The 16,880-nt window shown below is 62.8% G+C and carries 15 protein-coding genes; 9 read left to right on the top strand and 6 right to left on the bottom strand.

From position 1 onward, the window contains the following. Window positions 1-213: 213 nt before the first annotated feature. From ACN9MB_RS11060 to ACN9MB_RS11045, 4 genes are all read right to left on the bottom strand, one after another. Entirely contained in the window at window positions 214-1,785 is a 1,572-nt protein-coding gene (locus ACN9MB_RS11060) for an asparagine synthase-related protein (RefSeq protein WP_426271863.1), read from the bottom strand. Between the two features lie 86 nt (window positions 1,786-1,871). Further along, window positions 1,872-2,033: a hypothetical protein gene (locus ACN9MB_RS11055; RefSeq protein WP_204636578.1), complete on the bottom strand. Its 162-nt coding sequence runs from the start codon at window positions 2,031-2,033 to the stop codon at window positions 1,872-1,874. A gap of 468 nt (window positions 2,034-2,501) precedes the next feature. Then, a complete protein-coding gene (locus ACN9MB_RS11050; protein ID WP_426271862.1) occupies window positions 2,502-4,085 on the bottom strand; it encodes a Gfo/Idh/MocA family protein in 1,584 nt (527 codons plus the stop codon). An 88-nt stretch (window positions 4,086-4,173) separates the two neighbouring features. Continuing rightward, window positions 4,174-5,334, bottom strand: a complete 1,161-nt coding sequence (locus ACN9MB_RS11045) for a LacI family DNA-binding transcriptional regulator (protein ID WP_426271861.1) — start codon at window positions 5,332-5,334, stop codon at window positions 4,174-4,176. A gap of 304 nt (window positions 5,335-5,638) precedes the next feature. Here ACN9MB_RS11045 and ACN9MB_RS11040 point away from each other — a divergent pair, with 304 nt between their 5' ends. From ACN9MB_RS11040 to ACN9MB_RS11005, 8 genes are read left to right on the top strand one after another with little or no spacing between them, the layout of a single operon-like run. Continuing rightward, window positions 5,639-6,832 (top strand): Gfo/Idh/MocA family protein, encoded by a 1,194-nt coding sequence (locus ACN9MB_RS11040; protein ID WP_426271860.1) that lies wholly within the window; start codon window positions 5,639-5,641, stop codon window positions 6,830-6,832. Next, window positions 6,829-8,046, top strand: a complete 1,218-nt coding sequence (locus ACN9MB_RS11035; RefSeq protein WP_426271859.1) for an MFS transporter — start codon at window positions 6,829-6,831, stop codon at window positions 8,044-8,046. The genes ACN9MB_RS11040 and ACN9MB_RS11035 overlap by 4 nt, the downstream gene beginning before the upstream one ends. A gap of 40 nt (window positions 8,047-8,086) precedes the next feature. After that, a complete protein-coding gene (locus tag ACN9MB_RS11030; RefSeq protein ID WP_426271858.1) occupies window positions 8,087-8,962 on the top strand; it encodes a sugar phosphate isomerase/epimerase family protein in 876 nt (291 codons plus the stop codon). 33 nt (window positions 8,963-8,995) lie between these two features. Continuing rightward, complete coding sequence (locus ACN9MB_RS11025) at window positions 8,996-10,687, top strand: GMC oxidoreductase (RefSeq protein WP_204636582.1); 1,692 nt, start codon at window positions 8,996-8,998, stop codon at window positions 10,685-10,687. Between the two features lie 10 nt (window positions 10,688-10,697). After that, a complete protein-coding gene (locus ACN9MB_RS11020; RefSeq protein ID WP_426271857.1) occupies window positions 10,698-11,288 on the top strand; it encodes a gluconate 2-dehydrogenase subunit 3 family protein in 591 nt (196 codons plus the stop codon). Window positions 11,289-11,323: 35 nt separating this feature from the next. Continuing rightward, window positions 11,324-12,385, top strand: a complete 1,062-nt coding sequence (locus ACN9MB_RS11015; protein ID WP_426271856.1) for a sugar phosphate isomerase/epimerase family protein — start codon at window positions 11,324-11,326, stop codon at window positions 12,383-12,385. Beyond that, the gene (locus ACN9MB_RS11010) at window positions 12,382-13,281 is read left to right on the top strand and encodes a hydroxypyruvate isomerase family protein (protein ID WP_426271855.1); all 900 of its coding nucleotides are present in this window, start codon (window positions 12,382-12,384) and stop codon (window positions 13,279-13,281) included. Before ACN9MB_RS11015 ends, ACN9MB_RS11010 begins: the two co-directional genes overlap by 4 nt. Before the next feature lie 19 nt (window positions 13,282-13,300). Then, a complete protein-coding gene (locus tag ACN9MB_RS11005) occupies window positions 13,301-14,083 on the top strand; it encodes a 3-keto-disaccharide hydrolase (protein WP_426271854.1) in 783 nt (260 codons plus the stop codon). Window positions 14,084-14,195: 112 nt separating this feature from the next. Here the strand turns inward: ACN9MB_RS11005 and ACN9MB_RS11000 are convergent, their stop codons facing one another. After that, complete coding sequence (locus tag ACN9MB_RS11000) at window positions 14,196-15,083, bottom strand: phytanoyl-CoA dioxygenase family protein (protein WP_426271853.1); 888 nt, start codon at window positions 15,081-15,083, stop codon at window positions 14,196-14,198. Between the two features lie 110 nt (window positions 15,084-15,193). Continuing rightward, on the bottom strand, window positions 15,194-16,156 hold the full coding sequence (locus ACN9MB_RS10995) for an AraC family transcriptional regulator (protein ID WP_426271852.1): 963 nt from the start codon (window positions 16,154-16,156) through the stop codon (window positions 15,194-15,196). Between the two features lie 178 nt (window positions 16,157-16,334). On the opposite strand from ACN9MB_RS10995, the gene ACN9MB_RS10990 reads away from it, so the two are divergent. Beyond that, window positions 16,335-16,829, top strand: a complete 495-nt coding sequence (locus ACN9MB_RS10990; RefSeq protein ID WP_426271851.1) for a YkgB family protein — start codon at window positions 16,335-16,337, stop codon at window positions 16,827-16,829. Window positions 16,830-16,880: the final 51 nt, after the last annotated feature.

Raw genomic sequence — 16,880 nt, 5'->3', positions numbered from 1 at the left:
GGGATGCTCGATGAAGCATCGATAGGCGCGGCTGGCTGCGCTGGCAGTAAGCGTGCTGGCGTGGCCGCTTGCCGGTCTACCTAAGAAATCGAGGTTAGTGTTTCCTCTTCCGAATCGGGCGGTAACTCATCGGGGAAGGCGGCGCGCGAGCACAAACCCCTGCTCCCGCGCTAACGGGAATTGCAAGGCTTGCCATACGTCGAAATGCGCCTTTCAGGCCAGTTGCCTGACAAATCGCTCCAGCCACAGAAAGGAGATCAATGGCGCGGCGGGCGCATCGCTACGCGTGGCAGCGACCTCTCTTAGCAGTGCAAGGACGGCGCCGTGGTCGACCAGGCCGAGATCCGCCAGCGCACATTCCCGCAACTGCGAAGCCAGGCTCTGCTCCTGGCGGGAAATCAGCGCCGGAAGTACCGCGGAGAACGTCTCCTTGGCATAGTTCGGTGGAAAAACATCCGCACCTAAACTCGCGGCAAGGTATCTCTGCATCACGGCGCGGCGATGGCGGCTTGCGGGTGGAAGCCGATAGCAGAAGGCCACCAGCCGTGGATCGCTCAACGGATTGACCGGCCACAAGCCGTGCCGAAGCAAGTGTGGCGCCTGGCATGTTCCTGCGAGAAGCGAGGATACGGGAATCGGTCCCGCGGGAGCATCGAACAGGCGCGACGAATCAACGGCAGCCTGCGCGCGGGACGTCAGCAGACCGGTCGCGTGGTATCTGGCTTGCTCGACAAGTTCGCCGCTGGTGTCCGTATGCCGTGTTGTCTCGCTCTGGTAGGTCGGAAACAGTTCATCGCCACCGACGCCGGTGAAAAGCAACGCGCATCCCTGTGCCCTGGCCTTCCCCCAGAGGCTGTCGAACGCTTCGAGATACAGTTCCGCATGGGGATACACCCTCGTCTCGCCAGGCTGCAGATCCAGCGTCGGCAGATGGGCATCGATGTCCACGGTTTCATCGATCAGGCGGAGTCGCTCCACGATCTTCGTCCGGCGCGCGACCTGGCTCTTCCTTTCGTCCCCGTCGAGCAGGATGCCCTTGCTGGCGACAACGCCGTATGCCTTCGTCAGTGCGCAGGCAACGGTGGCCGAGTCCATGCCGCCGCTGAGCTCCGTCGCGATACGACCACTTGATGTGGGGCGCGATGAAACGATGCCGTGCAGGATCTTCCCGAACGCCTCGTCTGCCTCTGCGTCATCCAGGGGCTCCGGTGACTGCGCGCTCGTATCGATAGCCGCAGGATAGTGATAGTGCGCTTTTCCCGGCTCCGCGAAGAGCATCGCCCGCTCGGTGAGCATGGTGATGCCGGAGCAGATGTGCTGTGCCGAGTAGATCGAGCCGAGCGCGAGAAAGCGACTGGCAATGTCGAGGTCGATCGAAACGGGCCCGGCCAGAAAATCCGCGAGGTCCCAGGAAAGCGTGAGCGCGCTGGTCTTCGCACGGCAATAAAGCGGCGCGGCGCCATACATCCCGGCCCGGATCTTTATTCGATGGCCCGCCTTCGCGACCTCGATCATCACGTAGTCAAGCGGCCACATGACGCACGCGCGATGCAGTTCGGCAAAGTGCTGCGCATCGAGAGGGCCATCGATCACATTCGCGTGCAACGACATGCTCGCGTGACGCTCCCGGACCACGAAGATCCACTGGCCCTCCGTATGCGCGAACAGCGTTTCCAGCGCGGAGTGCGCGTACGGTTCTATCCGGCTCCCGCCTATCGTCAGCGCGCCCTCGCGCCACTCCGGCTGATGTGACAGGTCATGCAGTGCGATCTCTGCCTTGAGCATAGGTTCATCCCTGATGGCAAAACGCCGCCCCTCGGAGGGACGGCGCTGTGTCGCTAGAACAGAAACTCAGCCAAGCAAGTCCCCGCTCAACCCCCGCTGTAATACCAGCGAGCATCCTGCGGGAATCCCATCGGCTTCATTTCCAAAACGCCGGTCAGTGCGTCCTTTTGCATCGGACCGTCCATCTGAATCGCGAAAGGATTGCTTTCGTCGACCACGCCATCGATCTTGGCATCTAGCGTATTCATAACGTCACTCCATTGAGTTGGTTAGCCGCCACCCGGCGGCATCAGTGACGCTAACACGATGCTCGCCGGACGTACCAATGCCTTGCGCGAAGAAAAACAGTTCATCGCGGAAGCGTTGCGCGTTTATTCGCGCAACCATCACTTATGTGAAGAATCATCGGGAAGGAGAAAGCTCGATTTAATAGCACGACCTAAGGGAGTGCTTCAGTCATGCAGCCGCATCGCATAATCATGCGATTACCTGGCGATATTTTGCGATGGACAACCCTGCCCGTCTGCCTCAAGACGCACGCGGACCTCAAGGCTGCCCGGTCTTGAACAACGTTCCACTAGTGCACGCTTAATCGCGCATCCGTCCACGTATCGTCGAAGTATGCGCTGAAATGCAGCGCCGCAACCCACTCATGGCGAGCAGAAGATCATGGCGTGCCGATCCGCCCACGCCCAACATGGAGCCGTCTCGTTGCTTTAGACGGCCCAACCGTCACGATACTCGCGACGCAGAAACGCATTGGCCTCTGGCATGTTGGTGATGCGCATGTTCGCCGCGTCGTACTCGATCCTGCCGCCCGCACGAAGGGATACGACGCCCAGCAGCATGACTTCCGTCAGTCGTGCGGCATACGAGAACGGCGACGATGCTTCTGCCCTTCCCTTGCAGGCATCCACCCAGTTCATTTCGTGCGAGGTCTTGATGCGCGCGAACGTTTGCGGAGGCGTGCCCACCGAATCGTGCAGCGATTGCGGCAGCAGGCGCGGGTTGGCGCCGTAGGTCTCGTGGATCAGTTTTCCCTTGTCGCCAACGTAGAGGACGCCGCCGTCCTTGCTCATCTGATCGGCTCCCAATGCGTGCAGCCCTGGCGGGAGCAGACCGCCGTCGTACCAGGTGAGCCTCACCGGTGGCTTGTTGCCGCGTGCGGGGAAGTCGTAGTGCGTCATCGTCGCCATGGGGTGCGACGCTTTGTTGAACGGCGTCGAGACGGTTTCCACGGAGGTCGGAAAGCCCAGGTCCAATGACCAGAACGGGGAGTCGATCAGGTGCGCCCCCATGTCGCCGATGGCGCCCACGCCCCAATCCACCCAGCCGCGCCAGTTGAACGGGTGATACACGGGGTGATAGTCGACGACGGGACCCGGGCCAAGGAAGAGATCCCATGCCAGCCCTTCCGGTTTCGGATAGTTGCCGACCATGGCGTTGGCGAGCCGATCCATCACCGCGCCCTCGTTCCAGTTGGCGTCGTCCGGCTGCGGTCGTGTCTGCGGACGTGGAATCCCCTGCGGCCAGTAGGCAAGCGGGCGATTCGTCCAGACGTGGACTTCGCGAACATCGCCGATCGTTCCGGCAGCGATGTACTCGTTGATCAAGCGGGCGTCGTCGGTCGAGTGACCCTGGTTTCCCATCTGCGTGACGAGCCTGGGGTTGTCTTTCGCCTTCCTGGACAGTTCGCGGGCTTCGGAGATCGACCAGGTGAGCGGCTTCTGCAGATAGACGTGCTTGCCATGGCTCATCGCCGCGCTGGCGATCACGGCATGCAGGTGATCTGGCGTCGCAATGAACACCGCGTCGATGTCCTTCTGCTGTTCGAGCATCCGGCGGTAATCGGTATAGCGCTTGATCGCATTGAACTTGCCGGCAAGCAGCCTGGTCTGCGTGATCTCGTCCTGCAGCGCCTGGCGTTCTTTAGCGGTCTGCGCCTTGTCCAGGCGTGCCTGCGCTTTTTCCAGGCCGTCGACCATCCCGTGAAAGGACTTGTCCGTGTAGTGCCAGTCCACATCGCACATCGCGACGATGTTCTCGCCGGCCAGGGCGCGCATGTTGTGCATGCCCATGCCGCCGACACCGATACCGGCGATGTTCAATCGATCGCTGGGCGGCGTATGGCCGGGTCCGCCCAGGACGTGGCGAGGCACTATCATCAGGCCGGCCGCGGCAATGGCGGTGCCTGTGAGGAATTCGCGGCGTGAGATCTTGCCGCCCATCGGCGTATCCGCGGAATCACCTGCGGCGCGGTGGTCCTGCTCTTCTTTCGCGATCTTCGATTCGTCCGTCATGCGTTGCAATCCCGGGTTGAATATCGATATCCGATCCGCTGCATTCTGGTCACAATGGGATCAGGGCATCAAGATGAAATGGTGAGCGTTATTTGTTCGCGGCGCGCGGCGGCGCGGTCGAACCTCGTACGATCAATTCCGCAGACAGGATGCGCTTGCGGGGTGGTACCTCGGGATCGTTGAGCAGTTCGATCAACATGCTCATCGCTTCGCGCCCCAGTGCGTTCTTCGGTTGGGCGACAGTGCTCAGTGCCGGCGTGGTGTAGCGGGCGAAGCGGATATCGTCGAAGCCGACCACCGACACGTCGTCGGGTACGCGTAGATTCCGCGCGCTCAGGGCGCGCATGGCGCCGATGGCCATCTCGTCGTTGGCACAGAACACCGCCGTGAATGCCTGGCCGCGGGAGAGCAGCGATTCGATGGCCCGCTCGCCGGCCTCGATGGAGAAATCGCCGGAAACCGTCAATGCGGGTTTGGTCGGCACTTTGGCGCGTTGCAGGGCAAGCCGATAACCCTGCTCGCGATCCACGCAGATCGGGCTGGCCGGCGGACCGCCGACAAAGGCGATCTGGCGATGACCCAGCATCAACAGATAGTCGACCGCCACACCCGCAGCGGCGACGTTGTCCACGTAGACGCTGGAGATATGCGCGTCCTTGACGTATTCGCACGCATTGACCACGGGAAGCCGACCCTGGATCGGAATCGACGGCACCCGGGGAGACATGGTGATGATGCCGTCGGCCTGGCGCGCAGCCACCATGTCGGCATAGGACTGTTCGCGGACCAGGCTGCCCTGCGTTTCGCCCAACAGCACGCAATAGCCGCTCTCATGCGCTACCTGCTCGATGCCGCGGATCACCTCGGAGAAGAATGGATTGGCGATATCCGGCAGCAAGGCAATGATCAGCCGCGTGCGCGCCGTGCGCAGGTTGCGCGCAAGTGCGTTGGGCGTGTAGCCCAGCCGCCTGACCACGTCGTGGATGTGCTTGCGCGTCTTTTCGCTGACGATCTCCGGGCGCTGCAAGGCGCGAGAGACGGTGGCGACCGAAACATTGGCGGCAGCGGCAATCTCTTTGACCGTGCGCACGCGCGCGGGCTGCTTCGCCAGCTTGGCCACTGAGCCTTTGCCCGGCCGCTTGGTCTTGGAGCCATCTCCACTCACCGGTACCCCTCCTTGTTGCGCCTGCGCTGGCGACCATACCACCGCCAGTCGGCCTGCCACCTGTTTGCCGAGGCGCTTGTTCACGGGCGAATGCCTTCGTTTGCTGCGCCGCAATGTAATGGATTACATGAAAGCATTGCACCGGCGTTTGCACATCTGTTACATAAACCCGCCGCTTTCCCGCGATATTTAGACATTTTTAGACGCAGGGCAAGTGGCACCGAAGTGCAAGTGGCTGGATAAATGTAATCGAATACATTTCTTGAGCGCAGCATCGCGTCGGAGGGGACATGTCGGGTCGGCCCGTATCGTGCATGGCTAGAGCACCGCTTGCAGCGCCTGTGCGCGGCCGTTGCCATCGCAGTTGCAACGCCTCCGGGTGCGCTCGATGAGCAGGCTTGGCATGGGGCTGGTCGGTCCCGGCTTCATTGCGGCGCATCACCTCGATGCGGTTCGCCGCCTTGGCAACGTCGACGTGATCGGCGTTGCCGGATCGAGCCCCGAGTCGACCCAGCGGCGCGCCGCTGAACTGGGTGTGGGACGCGCGTACGAGAACTATCAACGCCTGCTCGATGATCCGGCCGTGCACGTCGTGCACAACACCACCCCCAATCACCTGCATAAAGAGGTCTCGCTGGCCGCGCTTCGCGCCGGCAAGCATGTGATCTCGGATAAACCGCTGGCGAGCAGTGCCAAGGAAAGCCGTGAGTTGTTCGAAGCCGCGCGCGCTTCCGGCCTGGCCCACGTGGTGACGTTCAATTATCGCGGCCATGCGCTGGTCCAGCAGGCGCGAAGCATGATCGCCAATGGCGAACTTGGTGCGCCGGTGTTCGTGCATGGCTGTTACCTGCAGGACTGGTTGACCGACGAGCGCACGTACTCGTGGCGCCTCGACCCGAGTCTGGGAGGCGCAAGCTCTGCACTTGGCGATATCGGCTCGCACTGGTGCGATCTGGCCGAGCATGTGACCGGCTCACGGATCGTCGCGGTACTGGCCGACCTGCATACCGCCGTACCTCTTCGACAGGTGGCGGCGACCGCCAGCCGGGCCTTCGATGCATCGACCGACACAGCGCGACGCGAAGTGAAGATCACCAGCGAAGATCTCGCGAGTGTCCTGCTGCGTTTCGACAACGGCGCGCGCGGCTCCCTCGTGGTCGGCCAGGTCTTGCCGGGGCACAAGAACGATCTGCGCCTGGAGGTCAACGGCCGCCAGGCATCGCTGGCATGGCGGCAAGAGCAACCCAACGAGCTGTGGCTGGGTCATCACGCGCAGGCCAATGCGCTGATCGCGAAAGATCCCGCCCGGCTCGATCCTTCCGCACGCAGCTATGCGCATCTGCCGGCCGGTCATCCGGAGGCGTGGGCGGATGCCTTTCGAAACCTGATCGCCGACGCGTACCGATGGATCGGCGAGGGTGCCCGGCCGGAACACAAGCCTGCCGCGCTGCCAACCTTCGCCGACGGCTACCGCAACAGCCTGGTGATCGACGCCATGCTCCGCAGCGACGCCTCCGGTGGCATCTGGCAGCCAGTCGAACACGTTGACGAATCGCAACTCACTACAGGGACACCCGCATGAAGTGGCGCCTTCGCTTGATGATGCTGCTCGAATATGCGATCTGGGGAGCCTGGTACGTCACCGTCGGCACCTGGCTCGGCAAGACGCTGCACTTCAGCGGCCAGGAGATCGGCGCGATCGCCGGTACTACCGCCATTGGCGCGATGATCTCGCCGTTGTTTGTCGGCCTGCTCGCCGACCGCCTGTTCGATACGCGTGGCGTGCTGGCCGTGCTGCATCTGCTCGGCGCTGCCTTGCTGGTGCTGGCGGCGCAACAGCAGGCCTTCGCCCTGCTTTACGCCGTGCTGCTGATCTACAGCCTCTGCTATATGCCGACATTGGCGCTGACCACCTCGCTCGCCATGCGCCACATCGACGATCCGCGCGAAGAGTTCGGCGCCATCCGTGTGTTCGGCACCATCGGCTGGATCGTCGTCGGACTGATCGTCGGCACCTGGGGCGTGGAGGCCACCGCGTCGCCATTGCATCTGGCGGCAGGATTGTCGGTGGCGATGGCGGTGTATTGCATCACCCTGCCCGCCACGCCGCCGCTGGCACGCCACCAGCGCTTCGTCTGGCAACACGCATTGCCGCTGGAGTCGCTGCATCTGCTGCGCGATCGCTCGATGGCGGTATTCGCGCTGGCATCGTTCCTGATCTGCATTCCGCTGCAGTTCTACTACGCCTTCACCAACTTGTTCCTCAATGAGGCAGGCGTGGTCAACGCTGCCGGCAAGATGACCGGCGGGCAGATGTCGGAGCTGCTGTGCATGCTGCTTATTCCCTGGTTCTTCCGGCGCCTGGGCGTGAAGTACATGCTCGCTGTCGGCATGCTGGCCTGGGTGCTGCGCTATGCCTTCTTCGCTTTCGGCAATGCGGATCAGCTGATGTGGATGTTCTGGCTGGGCATCATCCTGCACGGCATCTGCTTCGATTTCTTCTTCGTGGTCGGCCAGATCTATATCGATCGCGAGGCACCGTCGGCGCTGCGTGCCGCCACCCAGGGTCTGATCACGTTCCTCACCTACGGCCTGGGCATGTTCGTCGGCTCGTGGCTGTCGGGCGTGGTCGTCGACGCCTATGCGCATCCCACCGCGCAACGCGGCGTCATGCACGACTGGCATGGCATCTGGCTGATTGCCGGCGCATGCGCCGCTTTCGTGCTGGTGCTGTTCGTGTTGCTGTTCAAGGACCGCAAGGCGGCCGTCGCGCGTGCCGTTGCAAGCACCGTCTGATCTCCCTCCCCCACCCTTCGGCCATCCAGGAGAATCGTTGATGATGACCCGCAGGCAGTTCCTGGCTCGATCCGCATTGCTGGGCGGCGCCGCCTGGCTCGCCGCCGCCAGCCCGGGCAGGCTTCTTGCCGCCGCTGCGGGCAAGCCGCTGGGCATCCAGTTGTACATGGTGCTCAAGGCGTATCAGGACGATCCGAACGGCACGCTGAGGACGCTCAAGTCCATCGGTTACAGCGAGATCGAGGCGATCATCACTTCGACCGCCAAGACGCTGCGCGATCAGTTGAACGAGGCCGGGCTCGCCTGCCCCAGCATGCATTTCGACAGCCTCGGCGTCGATGCCGGCCTGGAAGCGGCGCATACGCTTGGCACGTCGTACTTTGTCAGCAGCATGCTGCCTGCTTACATGGCCAAGCTGAAAGGCGACAAGAGTGAACCGGGTTACACCCGCGACGACGCCAAGCGCACCGCCGAGTTCGCCAACCAGATCGGCGAAAAGGCGAAGAAGGCCGGCCTGCAGTACGCCTATCACAACCATCATCATGAGTTCACCGAGGTCGGCAACGGGCAGACCTTCTACGATGTGCTGCTGAGTGAAACCGATGCGAACCTGGTCAAGCTCGAACTCGACTGTGGCTGGGTGCATGCCGGTGGCAAGAACCCGGTGGATTACTTCAAGGCGTATCCCGGGCGCATTCCCCTGATGCATGCCAAGGATTTTCTTGCTTCGCCCGCGCCCAACCAGTTTCCGGGCGCGGAGCTGGGGCGCGGCACGGTGGATTACCGGCCGATCATGGCCGCTGCCGATGCGTCGGGTCTCAAGCATTGCTTTGTCGAGCAGGAAGGTCCGTTCAGTCGCGTGAGCCAGCTCGAAGCGGCGCGCATCGACTACGCCTATCTGCGACCGCTGCGCTGAACCGCGCATTCCCATCGACGATTCAGGATTCCCATGGCAAACAACACATACGACGCCATCGTGGTCGGCACCGGCGTCAGCGGCGGCTGGGCCGCGAAAGAACTGACCGAAAAAGGACTCAAGACGCTGGTGCTCGATCGCGGCCCGATGGTCAAGCATGGCGAGTATCCCACCGCGATGAAGGCGCCCTGGGAGCTGCCCTACGCGGATGAACCGACGCAGGAAGATATCCGCCGCCACCCCGTGCATACGCGGCCGTCCTTCTACGGCATCACGCAGTCGACCAAGCACTGGTTCGTCGACGATCTCGACAATCCCTATGTGGAGACCAAGCCGTTCGACTGGTTCCGCGGCTATCACGTCGGCGGGCGTTCGCTGATGTGGGGCCGGCAGAGCTATCGTTTCAGCGAAATGGATCTGGAGGCCAACGGCAAGGAAGGCGTGGGCGTGGACTGGCCGATCCGCTACGCCGACCTCGCGCCCTGGTACGACTATGTCGAGAATTTCATCGGCGTGAGCGGCTCGACCGAACACCTCGCCCAGTTGCCCGACGGACAGTTCCTGCCGCCGATGGAATTGAACGGCGTCGAGAAGGAATTCGGCGGCAGGATCGAGGACAAGTTCGGCCGCAAGCTGATCATTGGCCGCACCGCCAACCTGTCCGCTCCGCTCAAGCACGACCAGAGCCCGCAGCGCGGCACCTGCCAATACCGCAACCTGTGCATGCGCGGCTGCCCGTTCGGCGGCTACTTCAGCAGCAACTCCTCGACCCTGCCCTCGGCCGAGCGCACCGGCAATATGACCATCGTGCCGAACGCGATCGTCTACGAGATGATCCACGACAACGTCAAAGGCAAGGCAACCGGCGTGCGTGTGCTCGATGCCGAAACCGGCCAACATACCGAATACTTTGCCCGGGTGATCTTTCTGTGCGCATCGACCTTCGGTACGACGCACATCCTGCTCAACTCCACCTCGAGCCGCTTTCCGAATGGTTTTGGCAATGACAGCGGCGAGCTTGGCCACAACATCATGGATCACCTGTTCGGCGGCGGCGTCACCGCCTCGGTGGATGGCCATGAGGATCGCTACTACTCCGGCCGGCGGCCGAACGGCTTCTATATTCCGCGCTACCGCAATGTCGGTGGCGACAAGCGCTCGTATCTGCGCGGCTTCGGCTACCAGGGCGGCGCCAGCCGGCGCAGTTGGGCACGCCTGGTCGACCAGCCGTTGCTCGGCGATGAACTCAAGCGCGCCGCGGAAGAGCCCGGCCCGTGGCAGATCTCGATGTCGGGCTTCGGCGAAATGCTGCCTTCGCATGGCAACTTCGTGACCCTGGACCATCAACGCAAGGACAAGTACGGCCTGCCCGTGCTCAACTTCAACGTGGCGCACGGCGACAACGAGCTGCAGATGCGCAAGGAGATCCTCAGCGATGCGGCCGAGATGATGACGGCCGCCGGCTATCGCGATGTGCGCACCTACCAGGTCGAGGCCAACGTCGGCGCCGCCATCCACGAGATGGGTACGGCGCGCATGGGGCGCGATCCGAAGACCTCGGTGCTCAACGGCTGGAACCAGATGCATGCCTGCAAGAACGTGTTCGTCACCGACGGCTCGTGCATGGCTTCGTCGGCCTGCCAGAACCCGTCGCTGACCTATATGGCACTGACCGCGCGCGCAGCCAGCCACGCGGTCGAAGAACTCAAGCGCGGCAACATCTGAGGACCCCGCCATGAACCGTCGTGAATGGTTGAAATGTTTTTCGGCCCTGGCCATGGGTGCCTTCGCGGCGCCGTCGCTGCTGGCTACCTTCGATGCGCACGCCGCCGCGCAACTGCCGGGTTACGCGCCGAAGTTCTTCAGCACGCCGCAGAACCAGCTGGTGAGCTCGGTGGTGGATATCATCATCCCGCGCAGCGATACGCCTGGCGCAGTCGATGCGGGCGTGCCGGCCTTCATCGACCAGATGTTCACCAGTGTCTACACCCATGAAGAACAGCAACGCTATCTGGCCTCGCTGGCAGCGTTCGATCGTGCCGGCGGAAAACCGTATCTGCAGCTCGACGAGAAGCAGCGCAAGGCCCTGGTGAGCAAGTTGCACGAACAGGCCTTGAGCGAACCGGCGGACAGCACGAAGGCGTCGGCGGCCAATTTCGTCCTGATGACCAAGAAACTCGCCATGCTGGGCTTCTTCATGTCCGAACCCGGCTGCACGCAGGTGCTGCAATACTCCGCCGTGCCGGGCGCCTTCCATGCCGACGTGCCGCTGGCCCAAGCCGGCAACGGCCGCGCATGGGCGGTGGAAACGGTATTGACGCTCTGATCCATGGGGCCAACGCGATTGCCAGGTATGCGCGCATGAAGACACTCAAGGGTCCGGCCATTTTCCTTGCCCAGTACGCAGGCAACGAGGCGCCGTTCAATACGTTGCCGAGCATCGCGCAGTGGGTTGCCTCGATGGGCTTTGTCGGCGTGCAGATCCCCTCGAACGACCGTCGCCTGTTCGATCTCGAACAGGCAGCGGCGAGCAAGACGTATTGCGACGATGTCGCCGGTACGCTGGCGGAGCACGGGCTGGTCGTCACCGAATTGTCGACCCATCTGCAGGGACAACTGGTCGCCTCGCATCCTGCCTACGATCGGCTATTCGACGGCTTCGCGCCGCCGGCCTTGCGAGGCAACACGCCGGAACGGCAGGCATGGGCGGTTGAACAGCTCAAGCTGGCCGCGAAGGCGAGCCGGCATCTGGGGCTCTCGGCGCACGCCACCTTCTCCGGCGCGCTGGCCTGGCATTTGTTCTATCCCTGGCCGCAGCGCCCTGCCGGCCTGATCGACCAGGCCTTCGCTGAACTCGGCAAGCGCTGGCGCCCGATCCTCGATGCGTTCGACGAAGCGGGTGTGGACGTCTGTTTCGAACTTCACCCGGGTGAAGACCTGCATGACGGTGTCACCTTCGAGCGTTTCCTCGATGCGGTCGATCATCACCCTCGCGCCAATATTCTGTACGACCCCAGCCATATGGTCCTGCAGCAGATGGACTATCTGGCCTTCATCGATATCTACCATTCGCGCATTCGTGCGTTCCATGTGAAGGACGCGGAGTTCCGCCCCAATGGCCGTGCCGGCGTCTACGGCGGCTATCAGAGCTGGATCGATCGCCCGGGGCGTTTCCGCTCGCTGGGCGATGGGCAGATCGATTTCGGCGCGATCTTCAGCAAGCTCGCCCAATACGATTACCCGGGCTGGGCCGTGCTCGAATGGGAGTGCTGTTTGAAGGATGCGCAGGTCGGCGCGAAAGAAGGCGCTGCCTTTATCCGCCAGCACATCATCAAGGTGACCGATCATGCCTTCGACGATTTTGTCGCCACGGCAGCGGATGCCGACTTCAACCGGCACATCCTTGGATTGTCTGAACCATGAGCGATCAGTCCCTGGGACTTAGCCGACGAGCCGCGCTGAAGTGCATCGCCGCTGCCACGGCGTTCGGCGCCACGGCCGCGCTGGCGTCGGCGCCTGCTTCATCGAACAGCACATCGGCAAATGTGCGTGCGGGACGCCTGCGGCAATCGTTGAGCCGCTGGACGTCGAACGAGTCGTTGCCGCAGTTGTGCAGCCGCATTCGGCCGCTGGGCTTCCAGGGAGTCGACCTCGTCCATGTGGATGAATGGTCGATCGTTGCCGATCATGGCCTGGCGGTTTCCATGGGTTATCCGACCCGACGCGAGAACTTCATCGCGATGGGCTTCAACGATCCCGCCAACCACGCCGCGCTGCTGAAGGAACTGGAAGACACCATTCCCCTGGCCAAACGTGCGGGCGTCAAGAACCTGATCACCATGTTCGGCAACCGCGTTCCTGGCATCGACGAGGCGCAGGCGCGCGACAACTGCATCGCAGGTCTCTCGAAGATTGCGCCCTATGCGGCGGAAAACGGCATCACGCTCTGTGTGGAATTGCTCAACAGCAAGATCGATCATCACGGTTACCAGGGCGACAGCACGGCCTTCGGTGTGGCGGTGATGAAGGGCGTGGCCTCGCCCAACGTCAAGCTGCTGTACGACATCTATCACATGCAGATCATGGAAGGCGATGTGATCCGCACCGTGCGCGACAACCTGGCCTGGATCGGACACTTCCACACCGGTGGCGTGCCGGGCCGCCACGAAATCGACGGCACGCAGGAGCTGAACTACCACGCGGTGGCCAAGGCGATTGCGGACGCCGGCTTCCAGGGTTTCATCGCACACGAATTCACACCCGCCAACCCCGACCCCTTCGCCTCATTCGCCGACGCCGTCCGCATCTGCACGGTATGAACCTGCTACGGGAACACCTATGAAGTCCATCGCCCTCACCCTCAACCTGCTGGCTTTCGCCATCGTCGGCGCCGCGGCGCACGCGCAGGCAGCCGAGCCGACCGACCCGAAGGCAACCGAACAGTGGGAACCCGTTCCCAAGGTCATCACACCCGGCAAGCTGGATGCCGCACCACCGTCCGACGCCATCGTGCTCTTCGATGGCCGCGACCTCAGTCAGTGGGAGACGTCCAAAGACCACCTACCGGCGCACTGGAAAGTGCACGATGGCGTGGTGACGGTCGACAAAGCCAGCGGCAACATCCAGACCAAGCAGCACTTCCGCAACTACCAGCTGCATCTGGAATGGCAGGTACCCAAGGACATCACAGGCGAAGGCCAGGCGCGCGGAAACAGCGGCCTCTTCCTCGCCTCCACCGGACCGGGCGACGAGGGCTACGAGGTTCAGATCCTCGATTCCTTCAACAACAAGACCTACGTCAATGGCCAGGCGGCCAGCATCTACAAGCAGGCGCCGCCGCTGGTCAATGCCATGCGTCCGCCGGGCGAATGGCAGAGCTACGACGTCGTGTGGACCGCACCGGTATTCGCCGCCGACGGCTCGCTGAAATCACCGGGCTACGTGACGGTGCTGCACAACGGCGTACTCGTGCAGAACCACACCCAGCTGGCGGGCGAAACCTTCTACATCGGCAAGCCCAAGTACAAACCCTACGCGGACGCCCCCATCAAGCTGCAGGCGCATGGCGATCCCTCGGGCGCGATCAGCTTCCGCAATATCTGGGTGCGTCCGCTGGATTGACGCTGGACGTCGTCTCACCCTGCCAGCAGGCGCGGCACGTCGGCCTCGGCATAGCCAGTGCGATGCCGAGTGCACAGTGCTGTCCTACACCCATACGACTGAGTCGTTGCCATCACGACTTCCATTCCGCGGTGTAGGCAAAGCGCGTCGGGTGCAGCGACATGTATTGCACGAGGCGCGGGCGCCGCGCCCGGTTTGGACTGCTGCCATGCGGCAGCAGGTGGTGCCAGATGATCATGTCGCCGCGCTTGGCGGCAATCGGTTTCATGGTCAGGGTGCGACGGGCGTGATCTTGGGCATTCACGCCCGCGGGGACGCTTTCCAGCCACGGCTTCAGCGTCCGATGAAAGCCCGGCACACAGCTGAAGGCGCCCTGGTCCTCATCGACGTCGGCGAGGTACAGGATACCCTGCAGTCCAAAGCAATGCGGTTCGGCCAGTGTGGCGTCCCAGTGCAAATGCGGCCCGGGAAATTGCCAGTCCTTTCGCTCGGGCGGATTGAATCCAACCTGATCGACGGTCACCCAAAGATCGTCACGCCCCCACAATTGGGCGTGCGCCTTGTGAATGCGTGGCGCGCGACGATTCGCGGCCAGTGCCGGATGCCGCAGCAACGGCACCCAGATCGAATGGCCTAGCGAGTTGCGATACCAGGAGTCCGGATCGTCGCGGTCCATGCCCAAAAATTCGTAGATGGCCATCTCCCCGCTCTGTGCCGCCTGCTGACTGATCGCGTTACGCAGAATGACGTAGCCATGCTCGTGCCAGTGCGCAAGGTCGTCCGCGCTCAGTCCTTCGATGCCGTCGAGATGGCCGACTTCGGCGCCGACACTCTCGCCTGCCAGTGCGCGCCGCAGGCGACGGATCGCGGCGTCATTCAGTTCGCCGCCATGGCGTTCCCCTATCCAGGCTTCGAATTGCGCATAGCTCGGCCGCTCATGGTGCAAGTAACGCAAGGTCTCCAGCACGTTCAGACCCAGGCCGGCGAGCAAGGTCTTCACGATATCCTGGGGCAGCGGTGCCGTGGATCCTGGCGTGCACTGGCAAGCCCAGTAAGCACGTAGCTCCTCAATGCCCAGACTTGCTTCCGCCTCCACCATCGCGTTCCTCACTACGCCAAAGATTGTTCAAGCCCCGCCTGCTTTCGCCAGCGCGCCGGGGTCATGCCCATATGCAGCTTGAAGGCTCGCTGGAAGGCGGCTTCGGATTGATAGCCTACGGCTTCCGCGATGGCGCCGGTGGAGGCGGTCGTCGTTCGGAGTTCGTTCGCCGATAGCGTCATGCGAATATCGGTCAGGAAGTCGCTGGCCGACATGCCGAGCTTTTCGTGGAACAGGCGGACGAACGTCGCCCGCGACATGTTGCACTTCTCCGCCAGAAGCGGAAGGGTCCACGGGTGGCCAGGATGGTGAAACATGGCATCCAGCGCGGGAGCGAGTCGCGGGTATCCCGCCAGAGCCAGCAATCCCGCGGGCGCCTCCCTTGATTCGCTGGCAAACCGTAGCGTCAGCGCAAACAAGGCTGTCGACAGGGCGTCGAGCATCGCGCGGCCACCCAGGAAATCAGCGCCGCTCTCTGCTTGCATGAGCGCCATCAGGCTGTGCAACGCCGCGCCGCTTTCCTGGCCGGTCGTCGACGCGGCAACGCCGGTGCGCGCGATGAGATGCGCCGGAAGATAGCGACGCAGGAGCCGCGCATGCGGCGGCGACAGCACGAAACGTCCGCACAGCATATCGAGGCGATCACCCTTGCCTGCGTTGTGGCTGAACACGAGGTTGGCGGCGACGCGATGCTTGGCCGGCTTGGCGCGAGCTCCGCTGCCATCGTGCAAGGTATGCGCTTCACCCTGGGCCAATAGCAGGATGTCGCCCGCTTCCAGTACCTCGGGCCTCCCGCCATGGGGATCGAGCAAGGATGCCGAGCCACTGAGCACGATGTGGTAGGCCATCTCGCCGTCTGCAAAAGCCCCCTGATCGATACGCCAGGGCGCTCCGTATTGGCAGCGCAGATCAAGCTGCCCGCGCACCGGCGTCACTTCCAGCAACCGGCTCAGCCAATCGAGCGGCGGAGACATGGCCAACCTCCGTTGATACGTTTGAGCATATTATCGAGACGATTCGATATTAATCGTCTTAACCCTTCTTCGTAAAGTGGCTCCGTCGCAGAGATCGAGCCGAGCGGATGTGACGCCGCCCTGGCGGCCCGGTTCGTACGACACGACATCCGCCAACCCATTTCACGAAGGAAAAGCCATGAACGCCCTCCTCCAGCTTCTCGCCAAATCCGGCCTGTTGAAGAAAGACTTCGATTACCACCTGCTTCGTGCTGCGATGGTCGTCATCTTCGCGTGGTTCGGCTACGACAAATGGTTCCAGTCCGAGATCACGGCACTGGCGCCGCTGATCACGCACGGGCCGCTCATCTTCTGGACGATCCCGGTCCTGGGCATCCACGGCACCGCCATCCTCCTTGGCACCGCGGAATGGACGTTCGGCTCGTTGTTGCTGCTGGGCTTCTGGAACAAGAAGCTGGGCGTGTTGGGTGCCCTCGGCTCCATCGCCACTTTCATCTCCACCCTGACGATTCTTCCGTTCGTCCCCGATGGCTGGGATGCCGGCGCCGGCGGCTTTCCCGCGATGGCAATGAATGCGGCCTTCCTGCTGAAGGACCTGGTCCTGCTGGTGGTCTCGGTTTATCTGCTCAGGGAAGACGTGATCCGCGCGTTGGGTCTTCCGCGCGAGCGTTGATGTCGTGCAGCGTGGGAGGCTATCAAGCCTCCCCGCTGGCAGGCGAGAGCA

The sequence above is a fragment of the Dyella kyungheensis genome (genome assembly GCF_049913195.1).
In the GTDB taxonomy this organism is placed as follows: Bacteria; Pseudomonadota; Gammaproteobacteria; order Xanthomonadales; family Rhodanobacteraceae; genus Dyella; species Dyella kyungheensis.
The sequence above is the reverse complement of the archived record's forward strand: the minus strand, read 5'-3'. Positions and strand labels throughout refer to the sequence as shown.